Origin of the sequence: Kitasatospora sp. CB01950 (genome assembly GCF_001905465.1) — a bacterium.
GTDB lineage: Bacteria > Actinomycetota > Actinomycetes > Streptomycetales > Streptomycetaceae > Kitasatospora.
The window spans coordinates 221,445-240,537 of the sequence record NZ_LISX01000004.1 but is presented as its reverse complement, the minus strand read 5'-3'; the positions used below and the strand labels follow the sequence as shown (position 1 = coordinate 240,537).

Genomic DNA, 19,093 nt, shown 5'->3' with positions numbered 1-19,093 from the left:
CGTCACAGCACCTCGACCGCGGCTCCCGTCAGGCGGTGGCGGCAGTCCAGGACGTACCGGGCGTGGGCGGTGACGGCGGCGTAGTCGAACTCGTCGTGGTCGGCGAGCAGGACGACCGCGTCGGCGGCGGCGAGTTCCTCGGGGGTGGCCTCGACGCGGTGGACGGTGGCGAGGGGCCCGGCGTCGTGGGGTTCGGCGACGTGGACGCCCGCGACGACGTGCGGGTCGGCGGCGCGGACCTCCGCGCCCTGGCGGGTGAGGAGTTCGACGATCCGGGCCGCCGGGGTCTCGCGGGCGTCGCCGGTGTTCTTCTTGTACGCCAGGCCGAGCAGCAGCACCCGGGAGCCGTTCACGCTGCGGCGGCGCTGGTTGAGGGCCTCGGCGAGCCGGCGGACCACGTAGTCCGGCATGTGGCTGTTGACGTCGTTGGCGAGCTCGACGAAGCGGAACGACTGCCCGAGGGCGCGCTCCACCCGCCAGGACAGGTACGACGGGTCGATCGGCAGGCAGTGGCCGCCGACGCCCGGGCCGGGCGTGAACCGCAGGAAGCCGAACGGCTTGGTGGAGGCCGCGTCGATGGCCTCCCAGACGTCGATGCCGAGGTCGTGGGCGAACATCGCCAGCTCGTTGACCAGCGCGATGTTGACGTGCCGGAAGGTGTTCTCCAGCAGCTTCGTCAGCTCCGCCTCCTTGCAGGAGGAGACCGGCACCGTCCGCTCCACCAGCTGCCCGTAGAAGCCGTCCACGGCGGCCAGGCCCTCGGGCGTGGTGCCGGAGACCACCTTGGGCGTGTTCTCCAGCTTCCACTGCGGGTTGCCCGGGTCGATCCGCTCCGGGCTGTACCCGAGGTGGAAGTCCGCCCCCGCGCGCAGCCCCGAACCGGCCTCCAGCAGCGGCGCGAGCAACTCCTCCGTGGTCCCCGGGTAGGTGGTGGACTCCAGGACGACCGTCGCCCCGCGCTTCAGGTGCCGGGCCAGCAGCTTCGCGGACGCCTCGATGAACGACAGGTCCGGCGCCCCGTCCCGCAGCGGCGTCGGCACCGTGATCACCGCGACGTCGAAGCCCGCCACGTCGCCCGGATCGGCCGTCGGCAGGTACCGCCCGCCGTCCAGCAGCGGCCGCAGCCGCTCGCCCGGGATGTCCTCCACGTACGACTCGCCGACCGCGAGCCGTTTGATCCGCCGCTCGTCCACGTCGTACCCGACGACCTGGTGCCCCACCTCCGCCGCCCGGACCGCGAGCGGGAGACCGACATAGCCCTGACCTGCGATGACGACACGCATGACGAACCCAACCCCCTGGAAAAGACCCGGTGTCCCCACACCTTCTTCACAAGAGAGTACGGAGCCCCGCCCGCTGCGCGCGGCGCTTCGCGGGAAGTGGTCCGGCGGACAACACGCCGACGCCGAGATCTCGCGGCACCCGCCCCAGGCGGGCGCCGCGAGTCCCGGCGTGAGTGGCACGGGCGCCCCCACCCAGGGTCGCCCGGCCTTCGCACTCCCGACCCCCATCGAGGTGCGATCGCGCGTTCCGCAGCCATCCCCCACGGTTGGATGCGGCCTGCGCTGCTCTCCATCCTGCTCGGCCACCATGGACGGACAGTGACAGGAGTGTGTCGGCTGCATGATCTCTGGACGAGCCCGTACGCATACCGGTGAGTCGCCGGTCGGGACGGCGCGCAGCGTGCCCGGCCCCCGCGCGGCGTAGGCTGGACACCCCCCGGGCGCACCGCGTTCCGGGACTGTCGCGCTGCCCGGCGGCCGTCTGTTGCCGGGCCACTCCCCGCCGTGGAGAACTTGACGTATGAGCCTGTCCGGACTGCTCGATGTCGTCGTACGGGACGCCGCCCTCGCCGAGGCGATCGAGGCGGCCGCCACGGGGCACAGGCAGCACCTCGACCTGGTCGGCCCGCCCGCCGCGCGGCCGTTCGCGATCGCGGCGCTGGCCCGCTCGCTGGCCGCCCGTGCCGACGGGAACGGCCGCCCGGTCCTGGCGGTGACCGCCACCGGCCGCGAGGCCGAGGACCTCGCCGCCTCGCTGCGCTCGCTGCTGCCGTTCGACGCGGTCGCCGAGTTCCCGGCCTGGGAGACGCTGCCGCACGAGCGGCTCTCCCCGCGCTCGGACACCGTCGGCCGCCGCCTCGCCGTGCTGCGCCGGATCGTCCACCCGCGGGCCGACGACCCCGCCGCCGGCCCGGTGCAGGTGGTGGTCGCCCCGGTGCGCAGCGTCCTGCAGCCGCAGGTGAAGGGCCTGGCCGAGCTGGAGCCGGTGGCCCTTCAGCGCGGTGAGCAGCACGACCTGGACGAGATCGCCCGCAAGCTGTCGGCGGCCGCCTACGCGCGGGTCGAACTGGTCGAGAAGCGCGGCGAGTTCGCCGTGCGCGGCGGCATCCTGGACGTCTTCCCGCCGACCGAGGAGCACCCGCTGCGGGTGGAGTTCTGGGGCGACGACGTCGAGGAGATCCGCTACTTCAAGATCGCCGACCAGCGGTCGCTGGAGATCGCCGAGCACGGCCTGTGGGCGCCGCCCTGCCGCGAGCTGCTGCTGACCGACGAGGTGCGCGCCCGTGCTGCCGAACTGGCCGCGCAGCACCCGGAGTTGGGCGAGATCCTGGACAAGATCGCGCAGGGCGTCGCGGTCGAGGGCATGGAGTCGTTGGCCCCCGTGCTGGTCGACGACATGGAACTGCTGCTCGACGTGCTGCCCACCGGCTCGATCGCCGTGGTCTGCGACCCCGAGCGGGTCCGCACCCGGGCCGCCGACCTGGTCGCCACCAGCCAGGAGTTCCTGGCCGCGTCCTGGGTGGCCGCCGCCGCAGGCGCCGACCGGCCGATCGACCTGGAGGCGATCGACGTCTCCGCCGCGTCGCTGTGGCCGCTGGCCGACGTCCGCGAGCACGCCGCCGAGATCGGGCTGCCGTGGTGGTCGGTCAGCCCGTTCGCGACCAGTGACTCGACTGTCTCCGAGATTTTGGAGTTCGATGCCGACACGCTGACGCTCGGCATGCATGCCGTGGAGGCGTACCGGGGCGACACCGCGCGGGCGATCTCCGACGCCCGGGAGCGGCTGGCCGCCGACTGGCGCGTCGTGCTGGTGACGGAGGGCCACGGCCCGGCCAACCGGCTCGCCGAGGTGCTCGGCAACGAGGGCATCCCCGCCCGGCTGGTCGCCGACCTCGCCGAGGCCCCCACCCGGGACGTCGTCCATGTCTCCTGCGGCTCGATCGAGCACGGCTTCGTCGACGAGGCCCTCCGGCTCACCGTCATCACCGAGACCGACCTGTCCGGCCAGAAGTCCTCCACCAAGGACATGCGCCGGATGCCGTCCCGCCGCCGCAACGCCATCGACCCGCTGGCGCTGGCCGCCGGCGACTACGTCGTCCACGAGCAGCACGGCGTCGGCCGGTACGTCGAGATGGTGCAGCGCACCGTGCAGGGCGCCACCCGCGAGTACCTGGTGCTGGAGTACGCCCCCGCGAAGCGCGGCCACCCCGGCGACCGGCTGTTCGTGCCCACCGACCAGCTCGACCAGGTCACCAAGTACGTGGGCGGCGAGGCCCCGACCCTGCACCGCCTCGGCGGCGCGGACTGGGCCAAGACCAAGCAGCGCGCCAAGAAGGCCGTCAAGGAGATCGCCGCCGACCTGATCAAGCTGTACTCGGCGCGGATGGCCGCCCCCGGCCACGCCTTCGGCCAGGACACCCCCTGGCAGCGGGAGTTGGAGGACGCCTTCCCGTACGCCGAGACCCCCGACCAGCTGACCACCATCGGCGAGGTCAAGGCGGACATGGAGAAGTCCGTCCCGATGGACCGCCTGATCTGCGGCGACGTCGGCTACGGCAAGACCGAGATCGCGGTCCGCGCCGCGTTCAAGGCCGTGCAGGACGGCAAGCAGGTGGCCGTGCTGGTGCCGACCACGCTGCTGGTGCAGCAGCACTTCTCGACCTTCGCCGAGCGGTACGCGAACTTCCCCGTCAACGTGAAGGCGCTGTCCCGCTTCCAGACCGACACCGAGGCGAAGGCCGTCCTGGAGGGCCTGTTCGAGGGCTCGGTCGACGTGGTCATCGGCACGCACCGGCTGTTCTCCTCGGAGACCAAGTTCAAGGACCTCGGCCTGGTCATCGTCGACGAGGAACAGCGCTTCGGCGTCGAGCACAAGGAGCAGCTGAAGAAGCTCCGGGCCAACGTGGACGTGCTCACCATGTCCGCCACCCCGATCCCGCGCACCCTGGAGATGGCGGTCACCGGCATCCGCGAGATGTCCACGATCACCACCCCGCCCGAGGAACGCCACCCCGTCCTCACCTTCGTCGGCCCGTACGACGAGAAGCAGATCTCCGCCGCGATCCGCCGCGAACTGCTGCGCGAGGGACAGGTCTTCTACATCCACAACCGGGTCGAGTCGATCGACAAGGCCGCGGCACGACTCAAGGACCTGGTGCCCGAGGCGCGGGTCGCCACCGCGCACGGGCAGATGGGGGAGACGCACCTGGAGAAGGTCGTCGTCGACTTCTGGGAGAAGGAGTTCGACGTCCTGGTCTCCACGACCATCGTCGAGTCCGGCATCGACATCTCCAACGCCAACACCCTGATCGTCGAACGCGGCGACACCTTCGGGCTCTCCCAGCTGCACCAGCTCCGCGGACGCGTCGGCCGCGGGCGGGAACGCGGATACGCGTACATGCTGTACCCGCCGGAGAAGCCGCTCACCGAGACCGCGCACGAACGGCTCGCCACCATCGCCCAGCACACCGAGATGGGCGCCGGCATGTACGTCGCCATGAAGGACCTGGAGATCCGCGGCGCGGGCAACCTGCTCGGCGGCGAACAGTCCGGGCACATCGCCGGCGTCGGCTTCGACCTCTACATGCGGATGGTCGGCGAGGCCGTCGCCGACTTCCGGCAGTCGCTGGAGGCGGGCGGCGCGGAGCCCGAGGAAGAGCCGCTGGAGGTGAAGATCGAACTGCCGGTGGACGCGCACGTCCCGCACGACTACGCGCCCGGCGAGCGGCTGCGCCTCCAGGCGTACCGGTCGATCGCGGCCGTCAACTCGGAGGACGACATCACGCAGGTCCGCGAGGAGCTGACCGACCGCTACGGCAAGCTCCCCGAGCCGGTGGAGAACCTGCTGCTGGTGGCCGGCCTGCGACTGTTCGCGCGGCGCTGCGGCATCGGCGACATCACCCTGCAGGGCACCTTCGTCCGCTTCGGCCCCGTCGACCTGCGGGAGTCGCAGCAGCTCCGACTGAACCGGCTCTACCCGCGCACCCAGATCAAGTCCACCGCCCGGCAACTGCTCGTCCCGCGGCCCGGCTCGGGCGGGCGCATCGGCGGAAAGCCGTTGGTGGGCCGGGAGTTGCTGTCGTGGTGCACGGAGTTCCTGACCACGATGTTCGACGACCTGAAGAGGTAGCAGGGGCACGAAACCAGGGGCGCGTGGGGGTACCCCCACGCGCCCCTTTTCTCGTACCCCTGCCCGTTACAGCTTCCACTGGCCCGTCTGCTGGGCGAAGCCGCTGTTCAGGGCGAACTGGACCTTGTCGAGCTTCGCGCCCGACGGGATCTCGAAGGTGATGAAGCCGAGTGCGCTCTCGCCGGGGGCGATGTTCGCGGGGACGGGGAACTCCGGGCCGGCCTTGGTCTCGGCGACGGTGGCGCTGTAGCCCTGGCCCTGGTCGTCGAGGATCTTCGCGCTGTTGGCCGGGGCGTCGGCGTAGGCCGCGCTGCCGGTGGCCTTGACGCGGAACTGGACGGAGACGAAGCGCTTGCCGTCGGCGGGCTTCGTGTACTCGTTTGCGCCCTCCGCGTTGTCGACGACCTTCACCAGCGTGACGTCCGCCGCGTTGGACTTCTCCACGCCCTTGAGCGCGAGGGTGTCGCCGACTTTGGCGGTCTGGGCACCGGACTTGGGCGCCTCGCCGGAGGCGTCGGCGGCGCTCGCGGGGGCGGCGCTCTTGGGGGTGGTGGAGACCGTGTTCTCGGGGCCGCAGGCCGTCGCGGCGGCGAGCAGGCAGGCGCCGAGGAGGACGGCGGCGGTGCGGCGGGTGCGGGTGCGGACGGACATGGCGGGCTCTCCCCCAGGGATTCTGCGGTGGGGCCGGGGTTCCGGCGATGGCTCAAGTAAAGCCAAGCGCTGTGAACGATGTCAACGGTGATTCACAAAACATCTCTGTTCACGCGTGAACGCTCCGGAATGGTGGTCTGGCTATGCTGTGTGGCCACACCCGCCGCGAAGGAGCCCGCGCATGTCGGAACGTCCCGAGGTCACGGCCGCCGAGATCGCCAGGCTCGCCGGGGTCGGCCGGGCCGCCGTGTCCAACTGGCGGCGCCGCCACGCCGACTTCCCGCGGCCCGCGGGCGGTACCGAGACCAGCCCGACGTTCCGGCTCGACCAGGTCGAGCAGTGGCTGCGGACGCAGGGGAAACTCGCCGAACTGCCGCTGCTGGAACGGGTCTGGCAGCAGCTGGAGATGCTCCGCGACCCGTCCGGAAGCGCCGTCGCCCCGCTGGTGCAGGCGGGTTCGCTGCTGCTGCTCGCGCACCGGGAGCCCGCCGCGTGGACGGAGCTGGTCGAGCAGTCGGACACCCGGCTGGCCACCGCGCTGCCCAAGGCGCTGCGGCGCACCGCGGCCGGGCTGTTCGGGCCGGACGCGGTGGCGGCCCTCGGGCTGCCGGTGATCGCCGGCGCCACACAGCTGGACCTGGCGCGGTTGCTGGCCCGGCTGGTCGCGGAGAGCGCCCCGGCCGCCGCGTTCGAGCAGCTGCTGACCAGGTACACCGAGGCCAACCCCCGTCTGCAGCAGCCGATTCCGGCCGGGACGGCCGCGCTGATGGCCGCCCTGGCCGGCCCGCCGGGCGAGGACCGGACGGTGCTGGACCCGGCGTGCGGCACCGGCGGGGTGCTGCTGGCCGCCGCGCCCGCGGCGCGGTGGGGGCAGGACGCCGATCCCGGGCTGGCGGGCGTCGCGCTGCTGCGGCTCGCGCTGGCCGTCCCCGCGGACCGGCCGGGACCGTCGGCGTTGGACGTCCGGCCCGGCGACGCGCTGCGGGCGGACGCGTTCCCCGGGGCGGCCGTGGACGCGGTGCTGTGCCGGCCGCCGTACAACGAACGCGACTGGGGCCACGACCAGTTGCAGTACGACAGCCGCTGGCCGGGCGGGGTGGTGCCGCCGCGCGGCGAGTCCGAACTGGCGTGGGTGCTGCACTGCCTGGCGCACACCCGCCCCGGCGGGACGGCCGTGCTGCTGCTGCCGCCCACCGTCGCGTCCCGCCGGGCCGGACGCCGGGTGCGGGCCGAACTGGTCCGCTCGGGCGCGCTGCGCGCCGTGATCGCGCTGCCCGCCGGCGTCGCCCCGCCGTACGGGGTGCCGCTGCACGTGTGGGTGCTGCGCGGGCCGGAGCCCGGCGACGACTTCCGGCACCTGCTGCTGCTGGACGCCGCCGCCGACGGCGGCCGGGAACGGATCGACCGCGCCGCGCTCCAGGAGGACGTCCTGACGGCGTGGCAGGCCTTCGACGCGGCCGCCCGCAGCGGCGGCCCGCTGCCCGCCGACCGGCCCGGCCGCTCGCGGGCGGTGCCCGCGCTCGACCTGCTGGACGACGAGACCGACCTCACCCCGGCCCGCCACCTGCCCGCGCTGCCCGCCGAGGCCGCCCCCGACGCGCTGACCGCCCTGCGCGGCCGACTGGCCGCCGAACTCGCCCGGTTGGCCGACCTGGACGCCGAACTGCCCGCCCTCGCCGTCACCGGCGCGGCCGCGCCCCCGCAGGTCGGCATCGGCGAACTCGCCCGCTCCGGCGCGCTGGAGGTGCACTCCTCCGGCCAGGGCGCCCCCGCCCGGCCGGGCGGCCGCACCCCGCTGCTCACCGACCAGGACCTCCAGACCGGCGCCCCGCCGAGCGCCGCGACGGACGCGGAGGACGTGCCGGTGATCCGTCACGGGGACGTGCTGGTACCGGCGTTGGGCGGCGAGGGCGCGCAGGCGGTGCACCCCGGCAGCCCGTACGCGGGCGCGGCGATCGGGGCCCGGCTGCACCTGCTGCGGCCCGACCCGGCGCTGCTCGACCCGGACTTCCTGGCCGGCCAGCTGCGCGCCACCGGCGCCGGGCGGCGGGCCAGCAGCTACGCGTCCACCACCAGCCGGCTGGACATCCGGCGGGTCGAGGTGCCGCGCGTTCCGGTCGAGCAACAGCGGGCGCTGGGCGCGGCGTTCCGGCGGATCGCGGAGTACGAGGCGGCGCTGACCCGGGCCGCCGTCGAGGCCCGCACCCTGACCCGGGCGCTCACCGACGCGCTCGCCGCCGGGGCGGCCGGGCCGGCCTGACTCCCGGTCCGCCGGTGGCGCGGCGGGTTGTGGCGGTAGCGTGTGCGAAGCACTGCCCCGCCGTCGTCGAGGAGCGCCCATGTCCGCCCGCGCCGTGTCCGGTCCCTACCGGATCTGGGTGACGCTGCTGTGCGTCGCGCTGCCGGTGCTGACCCTCGGGCTCCTCGGCATGGTGCCCTCGGCGGTGCTCGCCGTCGGGCGGCGGCGCCCGTCCGACATCGTGGCCGCGGTCGTCATCGGGCTGATGCAGTTGGGGATGTTCGTGACCTTCGGGCTGGCCCCGGAGGGCGGGGCGGTCGGCACCTGGGCCGCGCTGCTGGTGATCCCGCTGTGGATCGGCGCGCCGGTGCACTTCCTGGTGATGAACCAGCGCCGGTTCTGGCCGGAGGCCGCCCCGCAGCCGTACGGGTACCCCGGGTACGGGGCCTACCAGGGGTATCCGGCGGCGGCGCCGACCTACCCCGTCGCTCCGCACGCCGCCTACCCGGCACCGCCCGTCGGCGGGCAGCCGGGAGCGGGACAGCCGGGGGCGGTGCCGCCCGGGGCCGCGACCGGGACCGCCGAGCTGCGCGAGCTCGGTGAGCTGCTGCGACGTCAGGCCGGGGACGGGCAGCCGTGAACCGCACCGTCGGCGGGCGGTACCTGCTCGACGAGAAGATCGGCCACGGCGGGATGGGGCAGGTCTGGTCGGCCCGGGACGAGCAGTTGGGCCGGTCGGTCGCGGTCAAGCTGCTGCGCACCGACGCGGTGCCGTACCCGGCCGGGCGCGGCGACAGCCAGGGCGACATGCTGCGGCAGCGGTTCCTGCGCGAGTGCAGGATCGGCGCGGCCCTCGACCACCCCGGGCTGGTCACCGTGTACGACGCGGGCACGGACGGGGACGAGCTCTACCTCGTCATGCAGCGAATCCCCGGCATGAGCCTGGCCGACCTGATCGCCGAGGAGGGCCCGCTCCCCGTCGAACAGGCCGCCGCCGTCGCCGGTCAGCTGTGCGCCGCGCTGGCCGCCGTGCACGGGGCCGGGGTCGTCCACCGCGACCTCAAGCCAAGCAATGTGATGGTCAGACCGGACGGGCGGGTGATCCTGCTCGACCTCGGCATAGCCGCCGCCGTCGACCCCGCCGCCACCCGCCTCACCCTCACCGGCAGCCCGATCGGCAGCCCCGCCTACATGGCCCCCGAGCAGGCCATGGCCACCGGCGCCGACCGACGCAGCGACCTCTACGCGCTCGGCTGCATGCTGCACGAGATGCTGGCCGGCGCACCCCCGTTCCCCGCGCCCACCGCACTCGGCGTGCTGCGCCGCCAGCTCGACGACCCGCCGCGGGCGCTGCGCACGCTGCGGGCCGAAGTCCCGGCCGTGCTGGAGAAGTTGGTGCTGCGGCTGCTCGCCAAGCAGCCCGAGCGGCGGCCCGTCGACGCCGTCGAGGTGCACGTCCTGCTGCTGCCGCTGCTGCCCGCCCCGACCGGTCGCCCGCGCACCCGGCTGCCCGCCGTCCCCGACCCGACGGACCCGTACCGGCACCCCTACCAGCCCGAGCTCGTCCACGAAGCGCCTGCGCCGACGCCGCCGAGGCCGGCCGGCCCGCCCCCGGTGCCCCTGCTCGCCGCGGAGACCCTGGCCGGGGCGTGCGCGCGGCTGTCCGACCTGGTCGCGGCCGGCCGGCACACCGAGGTGCTGGAGCTGTCCGCCCGGCTGCTGCCCAGGGCCGTCGCGGAGCAGGGCGAGTCCGCGCCGCTGGTGCACACCGTGCGCGCCATCCGGGCCCGCACCCTGCTCGCCGGACACCAGTGGGCCGAGGCGCTGCCCGAGCTGCGCCTGCTGGCCGCCACCGCCGCCGCCGAGCGCGGCCCGCACGACCCGGCCGTGCTCGACCACCGCCGCCACGCCGCCCGCTGCCTGGAGCAGCTCGGCCTCGCGCACGACGCCCTCACCGAGTACCGGGCCGTCCTCGCGGCCCTCCCGCCGGACTCCCCGCACGCCCCCGACCTGCGCGAACGCATCGGCATCCTGCTCGCCGCGACCGGCCACGCCGAGGCCGCCTGGCAGACCCTGCTCGAACTCCTCCTGGAGACCGAACGCCGCCGCGGCCCCCACCACCCCGACGTCCGCCGCCTGCGCACCCACCTGGAACAGCTCGGCGCCCGGCGCACCACCACCAACCCGTACGCGACCTGACGCCGGGGGACGGCCCTAGCGGAGCGCCGCCCAGAACAAGCTGGTCGAGTTGGCGGCCTGGCCGAACGTCACCTTCGCGGGCAGCGCGCCCAGACCGGTGCCGTACTGGCCGTAGCGCGGCGGCCGGCCCGGGCAGGCCCACGTTGATGGCCGAGGTGCTGAGGAAAGCGCCGCGGCCGAACCCGGGGGCGGTGCCGCCGGCGCCGCTGTTGGCGAGGAACGCCACCCAGTACGACCCGGCGGGCAGCACCGCGGGCACGCCCGCGGCCATGGTCAGCGGGACGGACTTCAGGCCGGTCGCGGCCCACGCCGCGCTCTGGTCCGCGCCGGTCGCCAGCAGCGACCCGTCCGCCCCGTACAGGCCGACCTGGTTCTGGCCCGCCGTCAGCCCGGCCCCCGCGCCGGTGACGGCGACCAGCGCCGCCGAGACCGTCTGCGGGGTGCGCAGCAGCACCCGGACCAGCTGGAGCGTCCCGGTCGCCGGCACGCCGGTGCTGCCGATCGCGGACGGGTCGAACGACCAGGTCAGCAGCCCCTGGTCGGCGGGCTGCGGGGTCGGGTCGAGCAGCGGGGTGACGGTGCCCGCGCTGGCGAAGGACAGCTGGTCGGGGCCGCTGCGCAGCCCGTCGGCGGGGCTCCGGACGGTGGCGTTGTTCTGGTAGCTGCCGGTGACCAGGTTCGGGCCGGTGCTCAGCCGGCCCTGCCCGTCCCAGTTGACGGCCTGCCCGCCCGCCGTCGTGGACAGCGCCGCCGCCTGGACCCCGACCGAGGCGGAACGCGCCACGGTGAGGCCGTAGTACGGGGATTCCACCAGCGTGTCCGGCGCGGTGTCGTCGCCCCGGAACGCGGTGACCGCCAGGCCGGTCAGCAGGACGGGGGCGGTGCAGTCGGTGACGCTGACGCCGGAGAACCGGGCGTCCTTGGTGTTGCCGTCCCGGCGGGCGCAGCAGCCGTCGAACTGGACCGCCGCGACACCGCCGATCCGCTCCAGGTGGAAGCCGTCCTGCCCGTTCTGGTCGGTGGTGCAGGCCGTGAGGACGACCGCGCCGATCGGATTGTCGTCCGTCCACTCGAAGCCGTGCCGCTTGCTGTGCTCGGAACGGCACTGCGCCAGCTGGTTGTTGCTGTTGCCGTTCGGGAGGACCACCACGCCGCCCGGGCCGGCGGCGTTCAGCGCGTTCTGCAGCGCCGTCGTGTCGTCGGCGGCACCGTCGCCCTTCGCGCCGAAGGCTCCCGGACGTCGATCCAGCCCAGCGGCCGGGCCGGATCCGCGGCCGCCTCCGCGCTGCCGGCGCCCGCCACCACCGTCGCCGCCCCGAGCCCCGTTCCGGCCGCGGCCAGCCGCAGGACATCCCGTCGCGTCGTCATCTTCCGCGCCCCCGATGGCCGAACGAGTCGCGGCAGATCACAGGCGGACGTTCGTCCACGGCGGGACGGAACGTTCGGTCCTGGACGGGCGACCGTGCGCGCGGGGTCTGGCACCCGGGGGCGGGGCTGCCTATTGTTCGTCCCAGCCGTGAACGCGAAGCACCACCGGAAAGCGCTCCATCGACCAGGAGGCCCCAGTGATCCGCATCAGCTCCGTCCGCCGACTGCGTGCCGCCATCGGGCTCGCGGCCGCCGCCGCCGCGCTCACCGCCTGCGGCGGGGCGCCGGCGCACCAGGGGGCCGCCGCCACGGTCGGCGACGAGCGGATCACCATCGCCCAGGTGCAGGCGCGGATGACGGCGGTCCGCGAGGGCGGCACCGCGCAGGACGGCGCACCGGCGACGAACGAGCAGCCCGGGCTGGCCCGGCACGCCGTGAACGACCTGATCCTCGACAAGGTCATCGTCCGGGCGCTGGCCGACCGCCGGCTCACCGTCGAGGCGGGCGAGATCGGCGCGGCCCGGTCCGCGGACAGCAAGGTCGTGGGCGGCGACGCCAAGCTGGCCGAACTGCTGCGGGTCAAGCAGGGCGTCCCGGCCGCCGGGATCGACGACTTCTACCGCCAGCAGCTCGGCCTCACCAAGCTGGCCGGCGGCCAGGACCCGACCGGCACGGCCGGCGACGCCGCCATCCGCAAGGCCCTGGTGGACGCGGGCACCGCCCTGCACATCAAGGTCAACCCGCGCTACGGGACGTGGGACACCGCCCGGATCGGGCTCACCGACACCGTCGACGACTGGCTGCCGAAGAACGTCCGCCCGCTCTGAGCCCGTTCAGTACAGGTACGGCCGGCAGAGCGGCAGCTCGCACGAGCCGCCCCAGGAGGTGTCGCCGGACGGCGTCGCGCCGTCCGCCCACCTCTCGCCGACCATCAGGGAGGCCGCCGGCGCCAACCTGTACACCGTCGTGCAGAGCATGCTCGCCGAGGGCCTCCCGCTGCCGGGCCGCCCGCCGGACGACGCCGCGCTCACCGGGGCCGCCGCCGCGCCGATCGAGCACGCCACCACGCTGCCGGCCGTCACCCGACAGCTCATGGTCCGGCCCGCGGCGTGACGCCCGCCCCGGGAGAAAAGCGCTCGTCGGCCGCGGGGACGCTCGTTGTAGGTTCGGTGGCGTGGACACTCCGAAGCTGATCCTGCTCACCACCACCCACCGCATCGCCCCCGGCCTGCTCTCCTGGCCCGCCTGGGAGGCCCTCCGCTCGGCGCCCGCGGTGCTGGTCGGCGCCGCCGACCACCCGCAGCTGCCCGCGCTGCGCGCCGCCGGTGTCGAGCCCCGGCTGATCGAACGCGGCACCGCCCCGGCGCTGGCCCGGCAGCTGCTCGCCGAGGCCCCCGCCGTGTGGCTGGAGAGCCCGGACGGCGACCCCGGGCTGACCGACGCGCTGGCCCGGATCGCGGTGGAGGAGGCCGGGCAGCACCCGGAGATCGAGGTGCTGCCCGGCTCGTACGACCTGCCCGGCGCCCGGCTGCTCGACCTGGTCTCGGTGATGGACCGCCTGCGCTCGCCCGGCGGCTGCCCGTGGGACGCCGAGCAGACCCACGAGAGCCTGGTGAAGTACCTGGTCGAGGAGGCCTTCGAACTCGTCGAGGCGATCGAGGAGGACGACCGGCCGACCCTCCGCGAGGAGCTCGGCGACGTGCTGCTCCAGGTCCTCTTCCACTCCCGGATCGCCGAGGAGCACGCCGAGGACCCGTTCTCGATCGACGACGTGGCGGGCGACATCGTCGAGAAGCTGATGTACCGCCACCCGCACGTCTTCGGCGACGTCAGCGTCCGCGACTCCGCCGAGACCGAGGCCAACTGGGAGCAGCTGAAGGCCGCCGAGAAGCAGCGCGAATCGGTCCTGGACGGCGTCCCCGCGGGCCTGCCCGCGCTGGCCTACGCGGCCAAGCTGGTCTCCCGGGTGCGCCGCGCCCGGTTCACCGGAGTGCCGGACGCGCCGTACGAGCTCCCCGCCGAGCTCACCCCCGAGTCCGCCGGGGACCTGCTGCTGGCGGTCGCACAGCGCGGCTACGACCAGGGCGTCGACGTGGACGCCGCACTGCGGGCGGCGGCCCGCCGCTACCGCCGCGCGGTGCGGGCCGCCGAGGGCCTGCCCGAGACGGACTGACGGGCGTCGTCAGCCGGCCAGCGGGACGTCCGACACCGGGCGCCGCTGGGTCGGCACGACCTCGCCGATCGCCTCGCCGACCAGCGCCAGCAGCTCCGCCAGCGGATCCAAGTGCCCGGGCAGCTCGGAGAGTTGGACGATCCGCTCGCCGTCCGGGCCGGCCACCGCGAACAGGTCGATCGGGCCGAGGTGCTTGACGGCGGTGGCGACCAGCGCCGCGATGTCCGCCGGGTGGTGCACGTCGCCGGACACCCCGACCACCGGGCAGCCGGGACGGTCGAGTTCGGCGGCCAGGTCCTCCGCGACACCCGGGCGGAGATCGGCGATGAGCAGACCGGCGGCGCCGGCGGCGGAGAACCGGCGGGCCAGGTCGGCCCCCTCGCCCCCGTCGAGCACCGCGATGACCACCACTGCACCGGCTACTCGCATGGTCTGCTCCCCTTTCAGAGCGAAACCGGGGCGGCCCGCACGCCGCCCACTGTGGTTCATCGGAGGATCGTAGGCTCGCCCCGACGCTCCGCAACAGGGATTACCCGTCAGGTGACCAGACTCACGCGACGCCGGTTCCAGATACGGTCAAGACATGCCAGATCAGCCCCACGCCACCCATCCGCAACTCTTCACCTGGGAGTTCGCCGCCGACCCGTACCCCGCGTACGCCTGGCTGCGGGAACACTCCCCGGTGCACCGCACCACGCTGCCCAGCGGGGTGGAGGCCTGGCTGGTCACCCGGTACGCGGACGCCCGGCAGGCGCTGGCCGACTCCCGGCTCTCCAAGAACCCGGCGCACCACAGCGAACAGGCGCACCGCACCGGCCGGGTGGGCATCCCCGGCGAGCGGCAGGCCGACCTGATGACCCACCTGCTGAACATCGACCCGCCGGACCACACCCGGCTGCGCCGCCTGGTGTCGAAGGCGTTCACGCCGCGCCGGGTCGCCGAGTTCGAACCGCGGGTGCAGCAGCTCACCGACCGCCTTATCGACTCCTTCGCGGAGCGCGGCGAGGCCGACCTGATCCACGAGTTCGCCTTCCCGCTGCCGATCTACGCGATCTGCGACCTGCTGGGCGTCCCCGCCGAGGACCAGGACGAGCTGCGGGACTGGGCCGGCATGATGATTCGGCACACCGGAGGCAAGCGCGGGGGTGTGGGCCGCGCGGTCAAGCAGATCCGCGGCTACCTGGCCGACCTCATCCACCGCAAGCGCGCGGACCTCGGCGACGACCTGATCTCCGGCCTGATCCGGGCCGGTGACCACGGCGAGCACCTGACCGAGAACGAGGCCGCGGCGATGGCCTTCATCCTGCTGTTCGCCGGCTTCGAGACCACCATCAACCTGGTCGGGAACGGGCTTTACGCGCTGTTCCGCAACCCGGGCCAACGCGCCCTGCTCCAGGAGTCGTTGGGGCGCGGCGAGTCCGGCCTGCTGGAGACCGGCATCGAGGAACTGCTGCGCTACGACGGGCCGGTGGAGCTGGCGACCTGGCGGTTCGCCACCCGGCCGCTGAGCATCGGCGGGGTGGACATCCCGGTGGGCGATCCGGTGCTGGTGGTGCTCGCCGCCGCCGACCGCGACCCGGCGCGCTTCGCCGCGGAGAACACCCTGGACCTGGCCCGCGCGGACAATCCGCACCTCGGTTTCGGACACGGCATCCACTACTGCATCGGCGCGCCGCTGGCCCGGCTGGAGGGGCAGCGCGCGATCGGCACACTGCTGACACGGCTGCCGGACCTCCAGTTGGCGGCCGATCCCGCCGAACTCCGTTGGCGCGGCGGGCTGATCATGCGCGGGCTGCGCGAACTCCCGGTCTCCTTCACGCCCCGCTGACCCGGTTTCGACCGCAGCCGCCCAGCGTCCGCCCGGAACCCCCAACTGGCCCGGCGGGGGCGCGTGGTGCGCCCCCGTCAGGGGCAAAGCGGACATACATGGACGGTTTGTGTGCAGAAAGTGAAGGTCCGTAATTTCGGCGTGATGTCGGTGATATGAGCTTGTGATTGTTCATCAGCTCTGCTTACTCTCCGATTTGCCCGCAGCCGTGGGCCCCGAACGCGGCACGCCGAGTCCTGTCCGCCGCGACCTCGGGACACCGACCAGGAACTCGGACAGGAGTGGGGGACCCAGGTGTGAACGCCGTAGCAGTCTCGACGGCTTGGGGTGAAGCCGCCCGGGAGCGGACGCAGTCGCGTCCCCCCTCCCCGGCGGCCGGGCCAGCCTCCCGGTCCGAACCCGACAGCTCACCTCGCAGGCGTGCGGAGAGGAAGTCCCATGCTGTTCACCGGTACTGGCCGCCACCGACGTAGCACCAAGGCCGAGAAGGTCGTCGCCGCCGCCGGCGTCGCCTCCGTCGGCCTGGCCCTGCCCCTGCTGTCCGCCACCGGAGCGGCGGCCGCGCCCGTCGACACCTGGGACCGCGTCGCCCAGTGCGAGAGCGGCGGCAACTGGTCGATCAACACCGGCAACGGGTACTACGGCGGGCTTCAGTTCTCCTCCTCCACCTGGCGCGCCTACGGCGGCGGGCAGTATGCGTCCCGCGCCGACCAGGCCAGCCGCTCCCAGCAGATCGCGGTCGCCGAGCGGGTGCTCGCCTCCCAGGGCCCCGGCGCCTGGCCGGTCTGCTCGGCCAAGGCCGGCCTGGCCAAGGGCGGCGGCAGCAGCTCCCAGGACACCGCCTCCCGCTCGCAGCAGCGCCAGACCGCGCCCCAGCAGAAGTCGACCAAGTCGCAGCCGAAGGCGCAGCAGCAGGCCCCGAAGACGCAGACGCCGCAGCAGGGCTACAAGTCCCCGAAGCCGGCCACCTCCTCGCAGGCCGCCGGGACGTACACCGTGCAGCAGGGCGACACGCTGTCCGGGATCGCCGGTGCGCGGAACGTCTCCGGCGGCTGGGAGCAGCTGTTCAAGACGAACCGGGACGTGGTCGGCGCCAACCCCGACCTGATCGTCCCCGGCCAGGTGCTCTCGCTCTGACCGCCGGTTCGGGCCCCCGATCCGCCTGACGATCCGTCCGCTCCGGGCGTGCGCCGAGCAGTTCGCGCCGCCCGGGGCGGTCCGTCGGCGGGCAAACAGGTGAACTACCAGTGAGTAGCCGGGCCACACGGTGAGACGGGGCCCGGCCGGGCGTGGCCGCGGGCAGGTCTGCGGCTAGGCTCTGGGCGTAACGACCACACATCCGCTTCCGCTAGGAGATGCCTCGTGCCGTCCATTGATGTCGTCGTAGCCCGTGAGATCCTCGACTCCCGCGGCAACCCCACGGTCGAGGTCGAGGTCGGTCTCGACGACGGCAGCACCGGTCGTGCGGCTGTCCCGTCGGGCGCCTCCACCGGCGCCTTCGAGGCGCTGGAGCTCCGCGACGGCGACAAGAACCGCTACTTCGGCAAGGGCGTCGAGAAGGCCGTCCTCGCCGTCATCGAGCAGATCGGCCCGGAGCTGGTCGGCTACGACGCCACCGAGCAGCGCCTGATCGACCAGGCCATGCTCGACCTGGACGCCACCCCGGACAAGTCCTCGCTCGGAGCCAACGCCATCCTCGGCGTCTCGCTGGCCGTCGCGCACGCCGCCTCCGAGGCCAGCGACCTGCCGCTGTTCCGCTACCTGGGCGGCCCGAACGCCCACGTGCTGCCCGTCCCGATGATGAACATCCTCAACGGCGGCTCGCACGCGGACTCCAACGTCGACATCCAGGAGTTCATGATCGCCCCGATCGGCGCGGAGTCCTTCTCCGAGGCCGTCCGCTGGGGCGTCGAGGTCTACCACACCCTCAAGGGCGTGCTGAAGGAGCGCGGGCTGTCCACCGGCCTGGGCGACGAGGGCGGCTTCGCCCCGAACCTGGACTCCAACCGCGAGGCCCTCGACCTCATCACCGAGGCCATCAAGAAGGCCGGCTACACCCCGGGCAAGGACGTCGCGCTCGCCCTGGACGTCGCCGCGTCCGAGTTCTACAAGGACGGCGCCTACCAGTTCGAGGGCAAGGCCCTGTCGGCCGCCGACCTGATCGCGTACTACGCCGAGCTGGTCGCCGACTACCCGCTGGTCTCCATCGAGGACCCGCTGGACGAGTCCGACTGGGACGGCTGGAAGGCCATCACCGACAAGCTGGGCGACAAGGTTCAGCTGGTCGGCGACGACCTGTTCGTCACCAACCCGGAGCGCCTGCGCAAGGGCATCGAGACCGGCACCGCCAACGCGCTGCTGGTGAAGGTCAACCAGATCGGCTCGCTCACCGAGACCCTGGACGCCGTCGAGCTGGCCCAGCGCAGCGGCTACCGCTGCATGATGTCGCACCGCTCCGGCGAGACCGAGGACGTCACCATCGCCGACCTCGCCGTCGCCACCAACTGCGGCCAGATCAAGACCGGCGCCCCGGCCCGCTCCGAGCGCGTCGCCAAGTACAACCAGCTGCTGCGCATCGAGGAGATCCTCGACGACGCCGCGGAGTACGCCGGCCGCGGCGCGTTCCCGCGGTTCCGCTCTGCGGACAAGTAAGCACAGCAAGGGCTGATTCGCTACTGAGCCTGTTGTGACCGGTGCCCCGGCCTCCACCGCGTAGGGTGGGGCCGGGGCACCGGCATGCGCAGGAGGGGCGACCAGATGGCCAAGTGGAGGATTCCCGGACTGGCGGCGCGCCCGCGCTTCACCAGCCGGGCCACCGTGCTGGTGCTCGTCCTGTGCTCGCTGGTGGCGATACTCGCCTACCCGACCCGGCAGTACATCGCGCAGCGCGCGGAGATCGCCGATCAGCGGGCCAAGGCCGAACACGCCCGCCAGCAGGTCGACGAACTGCGCCGGGCGAAGGCCCGCTGGCAGGACCCGGAGTACCTGAAGGCCCAGGCCCGGGAACGGCTGCACTACGCGCTGCCGGGCGAGACCCCGTTCGTCTCGGTCGCCCCGCCGCCCGCGCCGGGCGACAAGCAGTCCTCCACGGACGCCGCCGGCAAGCCGAAGGCCGCCCGTCCCTGGTACAGCGCGTTCTGGGACTCGGTGGACGCCGCCGACACCGCGCTCGCCGCCCCGCCCGCCGCTCCCTGAACTCCGCCACCCCACCCGCCCCCCACCT

14 protein-coding genes and 1 riboswitch are annotated in these 19,093 nt (G+C 73.7%); of the genes, 11 read left to right on the top strand and 3 right to left on the bottom strand.

Annotated features, from left to right (window positions below; translation table 11 throughout):
• Positions 1–2: 2 nt before the first annotated feature.
• The gene (locus AMK19_RS13045) at positions 3–1,283 is read right to left on the bottom strand and encodes a nucleotide sugar dehydrogenase (RefSeq protein ID WP_073811245.1); all 1,281 of its coding nucleotides are present in this window, start codon (positions 1,281–1,283) and stop codon (positions 3–5) included.
• Positions 1,284–1,803: 520 nt separating this feature from the next.
• Between AMK19_RS13045 and mfd the strand changes: the two genes are divergently transcribed.
• Positions 1,804–5,412: a transcription-repair coupling factor gene (gene mfd, locus AMK19_RS13040; protein ID WP_073811243.1), complete on the top strand. Its 3,609-nt coding sequence runs from the start codon at positions 1,804–1,806 to the stop codon at positions 5,410–5,412.
• Positions 5,413–5,478: 66 nt separating this feature from the next.
• Here the strand turns inward: mfd and AMK19_RS37185 are convergent, their stop codons facing one another.
• Complete coding sequence (locus tag AMK19_RS37185; protein ID WP_073811242.1) at positions 5,479–6,063, bottom strand: DUF4352 domain-containing protein; 585 nt, start codon at positions 6,061–6,063, stop codon at positions 5,479–5,481.
• A 181-nt stretch (positions 6,064–6,244) separates the two neighbouring features.
• On the opposite strand from AMK19_RS37185, the gene AMK19_RS13030 reads away from it, so the two are divergent.
• The 6 genes from AMK19_RS13030 (at position 6,245) to AMK19_RS13000 (ending at position 14,042) form a co-directional block, all read left to right on the top strand.
• Positions 6,245–8,323: an N-6 DNA methylase gene (locus AMK19_RS13030; protein WP_073811240.1), complete on the top strand. Its 2,079-nt coding sequence runs from the start codon at positions 6,245–6,247 to the stop codon at positions 8,321–8,323.
• A gap of 79 nt (positions 8,324–8,402) precedes the next feature.
• Complete coding sequence (locus AMK19_RS13025) at positions 8,403–8,942, top strand: hypothetical protein (RefSeq protein ID WP_073811239.1); 540 nt, start codon at positions 8,403–8,405, stop codon at positions 8,940–8,942.
• A complete protein-coding gene (locus AMK19_RS13020) occupies positions 8,939–10,501 on the top strand; it encodes a serine/threonine-protein kinase (protein ID WP_073811237.1) in 1,563 nt (520 codons plus the stop codon). Before AMK19_RS13025 ends, AMK19_RS13020 begins: the two co-directional genes overlap by 4 nt.
• A gap of 1,565 nt (positions 10,502–12,066) precedes the next feature.
• A complete protein-coding gene (locus AMK19_RS13010; protein ID WP_073811234.1) occupies positions 12,067–12,696 on the top strand; it encodes a SurA N-terminal domain-containing protein in 630 nt (209 codons plus the stop codon).
• A 58-nt stretch (positions 12,697–12,754) separates the two neighbouring features.
• Entirely contained in the window at positions 12,755–12,982 is a 228-nt protein-coding gene (locus AMK19_RS13005) for a hypothetical protein (protein ID WP_073811232.1), read from the top strand.
• Between the two features lie 61 nt (positions 12,983–13,043).
• A complete protein-coding gene (locus AMK19_RS13000) occupies positions 13,044–14,042 on the top strand; it encodes a MazG family protein (RefSeq protein ID WP_073811231.1) in 999 nt (332 codons plus the stop codon).
• Between the two features lie 9 nt (positions 14,043–14,051).
• Here the strand turns inward: AMK19_RS13000 and AMK19_RS12995 are convergent, their stop codons facing one another.
• Complete coding sequence (locus AMK19_RS12995) at positions 14,052–14,471, bottom strand: SDR family NAD(P)-dependent oxidoreductase (RefSeq protein WP_158071901.1); 420 nt, start codon at positions 14,469–14,471, stop codon at positions 14,052–14,054.
• Positions 14,472–14,625: 154 nt separating this feature from the next.
• Here AMK19_RS12995 and AMK19_RS12990 point away from each other — a divergent pair, with 154 nt between their 5' ends.
• The 4 genes from AMK19_RS12990 to AMK19_RS12975 all read left to right on the top strand — a co-directional run bounded on the left by AMK19_RS12990 (position 14,626) and on the right by AMK19_RS12975 (position 19,065).
• Entirely contained in the window at positions 14,626–15,870 is a 1,245-nt protein-coding gene (locus AMK19_RS12990) for a cytochrome P450 family protein (protein ID WP_073811228.1), read from the top strand.
• Between the two features lie 251 nt (positions 15,871–16,121).
• A riboswitch (cyclic di-AMP (ydaO/yuaA leader) is annotated at positions 16,122–16,305 on the top strand.
• A gap of 3 nt (positions 16,306–16,308) precedes the next feature.
• The gene (locus tag AMK19_RS12985) at positions 16,309–17,007 is read left to right on the top strand and encodes a LysM peptidoglycan-binding domain-containing protein (RefSeq protein WP_073811226.1); all 699 of its coding nucleotides are present in this window, start codon (positions 16,309–16,311) and stop codon (positions 17,005–17,007) included.
• Positions 17,008–17,232: 225 nt separating this feature from the next.
• Complete coding sequence (gene eno, locus AMK19_RS12980) at positions 17,233–18,522, top strand: phosphopyruvate hydratase (protein ID WP_073811225.1); 1,290 nt, start codon at positions 17,233–17,235, stop codon at positions 18,520–18,522.
• A gap of 105 nt (positions 18,523–18,627) precedes the next feature.
• Positions 18,628–19,065, top strand: coding sequence for an FtsB family cell division protein (locus AMK19_RS12975; protein ID WP_241844387.1), 438 nt, complete (start codon positions 18,628–18,630; stop codon positions 19,063–19,065).
• The last annotated feature ends 28 nt before the right edge of the window (positions 19,066–19,093 follow it).

Coding starts and splice junctions, on each gene's coding strand:
- AMK19_RS13045 (WP_073811245.1), bottom strand. CDS start 1,283: ATGCGTGTCGTCATCGCAGGTCAGGGCTATGTCGGTCTCCCGCTCGCG.
- mfd (WP_073811243.1), top strand. CDS start 1,804: ATGAGCCTGTCCGGACTGCTCGATGTCGTCGTACGGGACGCCGCCCTC.
- AMK19_RS37185 (WP_073811242.1), bottom strand. CDS start 6,063: ATGTCCGTCCGCACCCGCACCCGCCGCACCGCCGCCGTCCTCCTCGGC.
- AMK19_RS13030 (WP_073811240.1), top strand. CDS start 6,245: ATGTCGGAACGTCCCGAGGTCACGGCCGCCGAGATCGCCAGGCTCGCC.
- AMK19_RS13025 (WP_073811239.1), top strand. CDS start 8,403: ATGTCCGCCCGCGCCGTGTCCGGTCCCTACCGGATCTGGGTGACGCTG.
- AMK19_RS12995 (WP_158071901.1), bottom strand. CDS start 14,471: ATGCGAGTAGCCGGTGCAGTGGTGGTCATCGCGGTGCTCGACGGGGGC.
- AMK19_RS12990 (WP_073811228.1), top strand. CDS start 14,626: ATGCCAGATCAGCCCCACGCCACCCATCCGCAACTCTTCACCTGGGAG.
- AMK19_RS12985 (WP_073811226.1), top strand. CDS start 16,309: ATGCTGTTCACCGGTACTGGCCGCCACCGACGTAGCACCAAGGCCGAG.
- AMK19_RS12975 (WP_241844387.1), top strand. CDS start 18,628: ATGGCCAAGTGGAGGATTCCCGGACTGGCGGCGCGCCCGCGCTTCACC.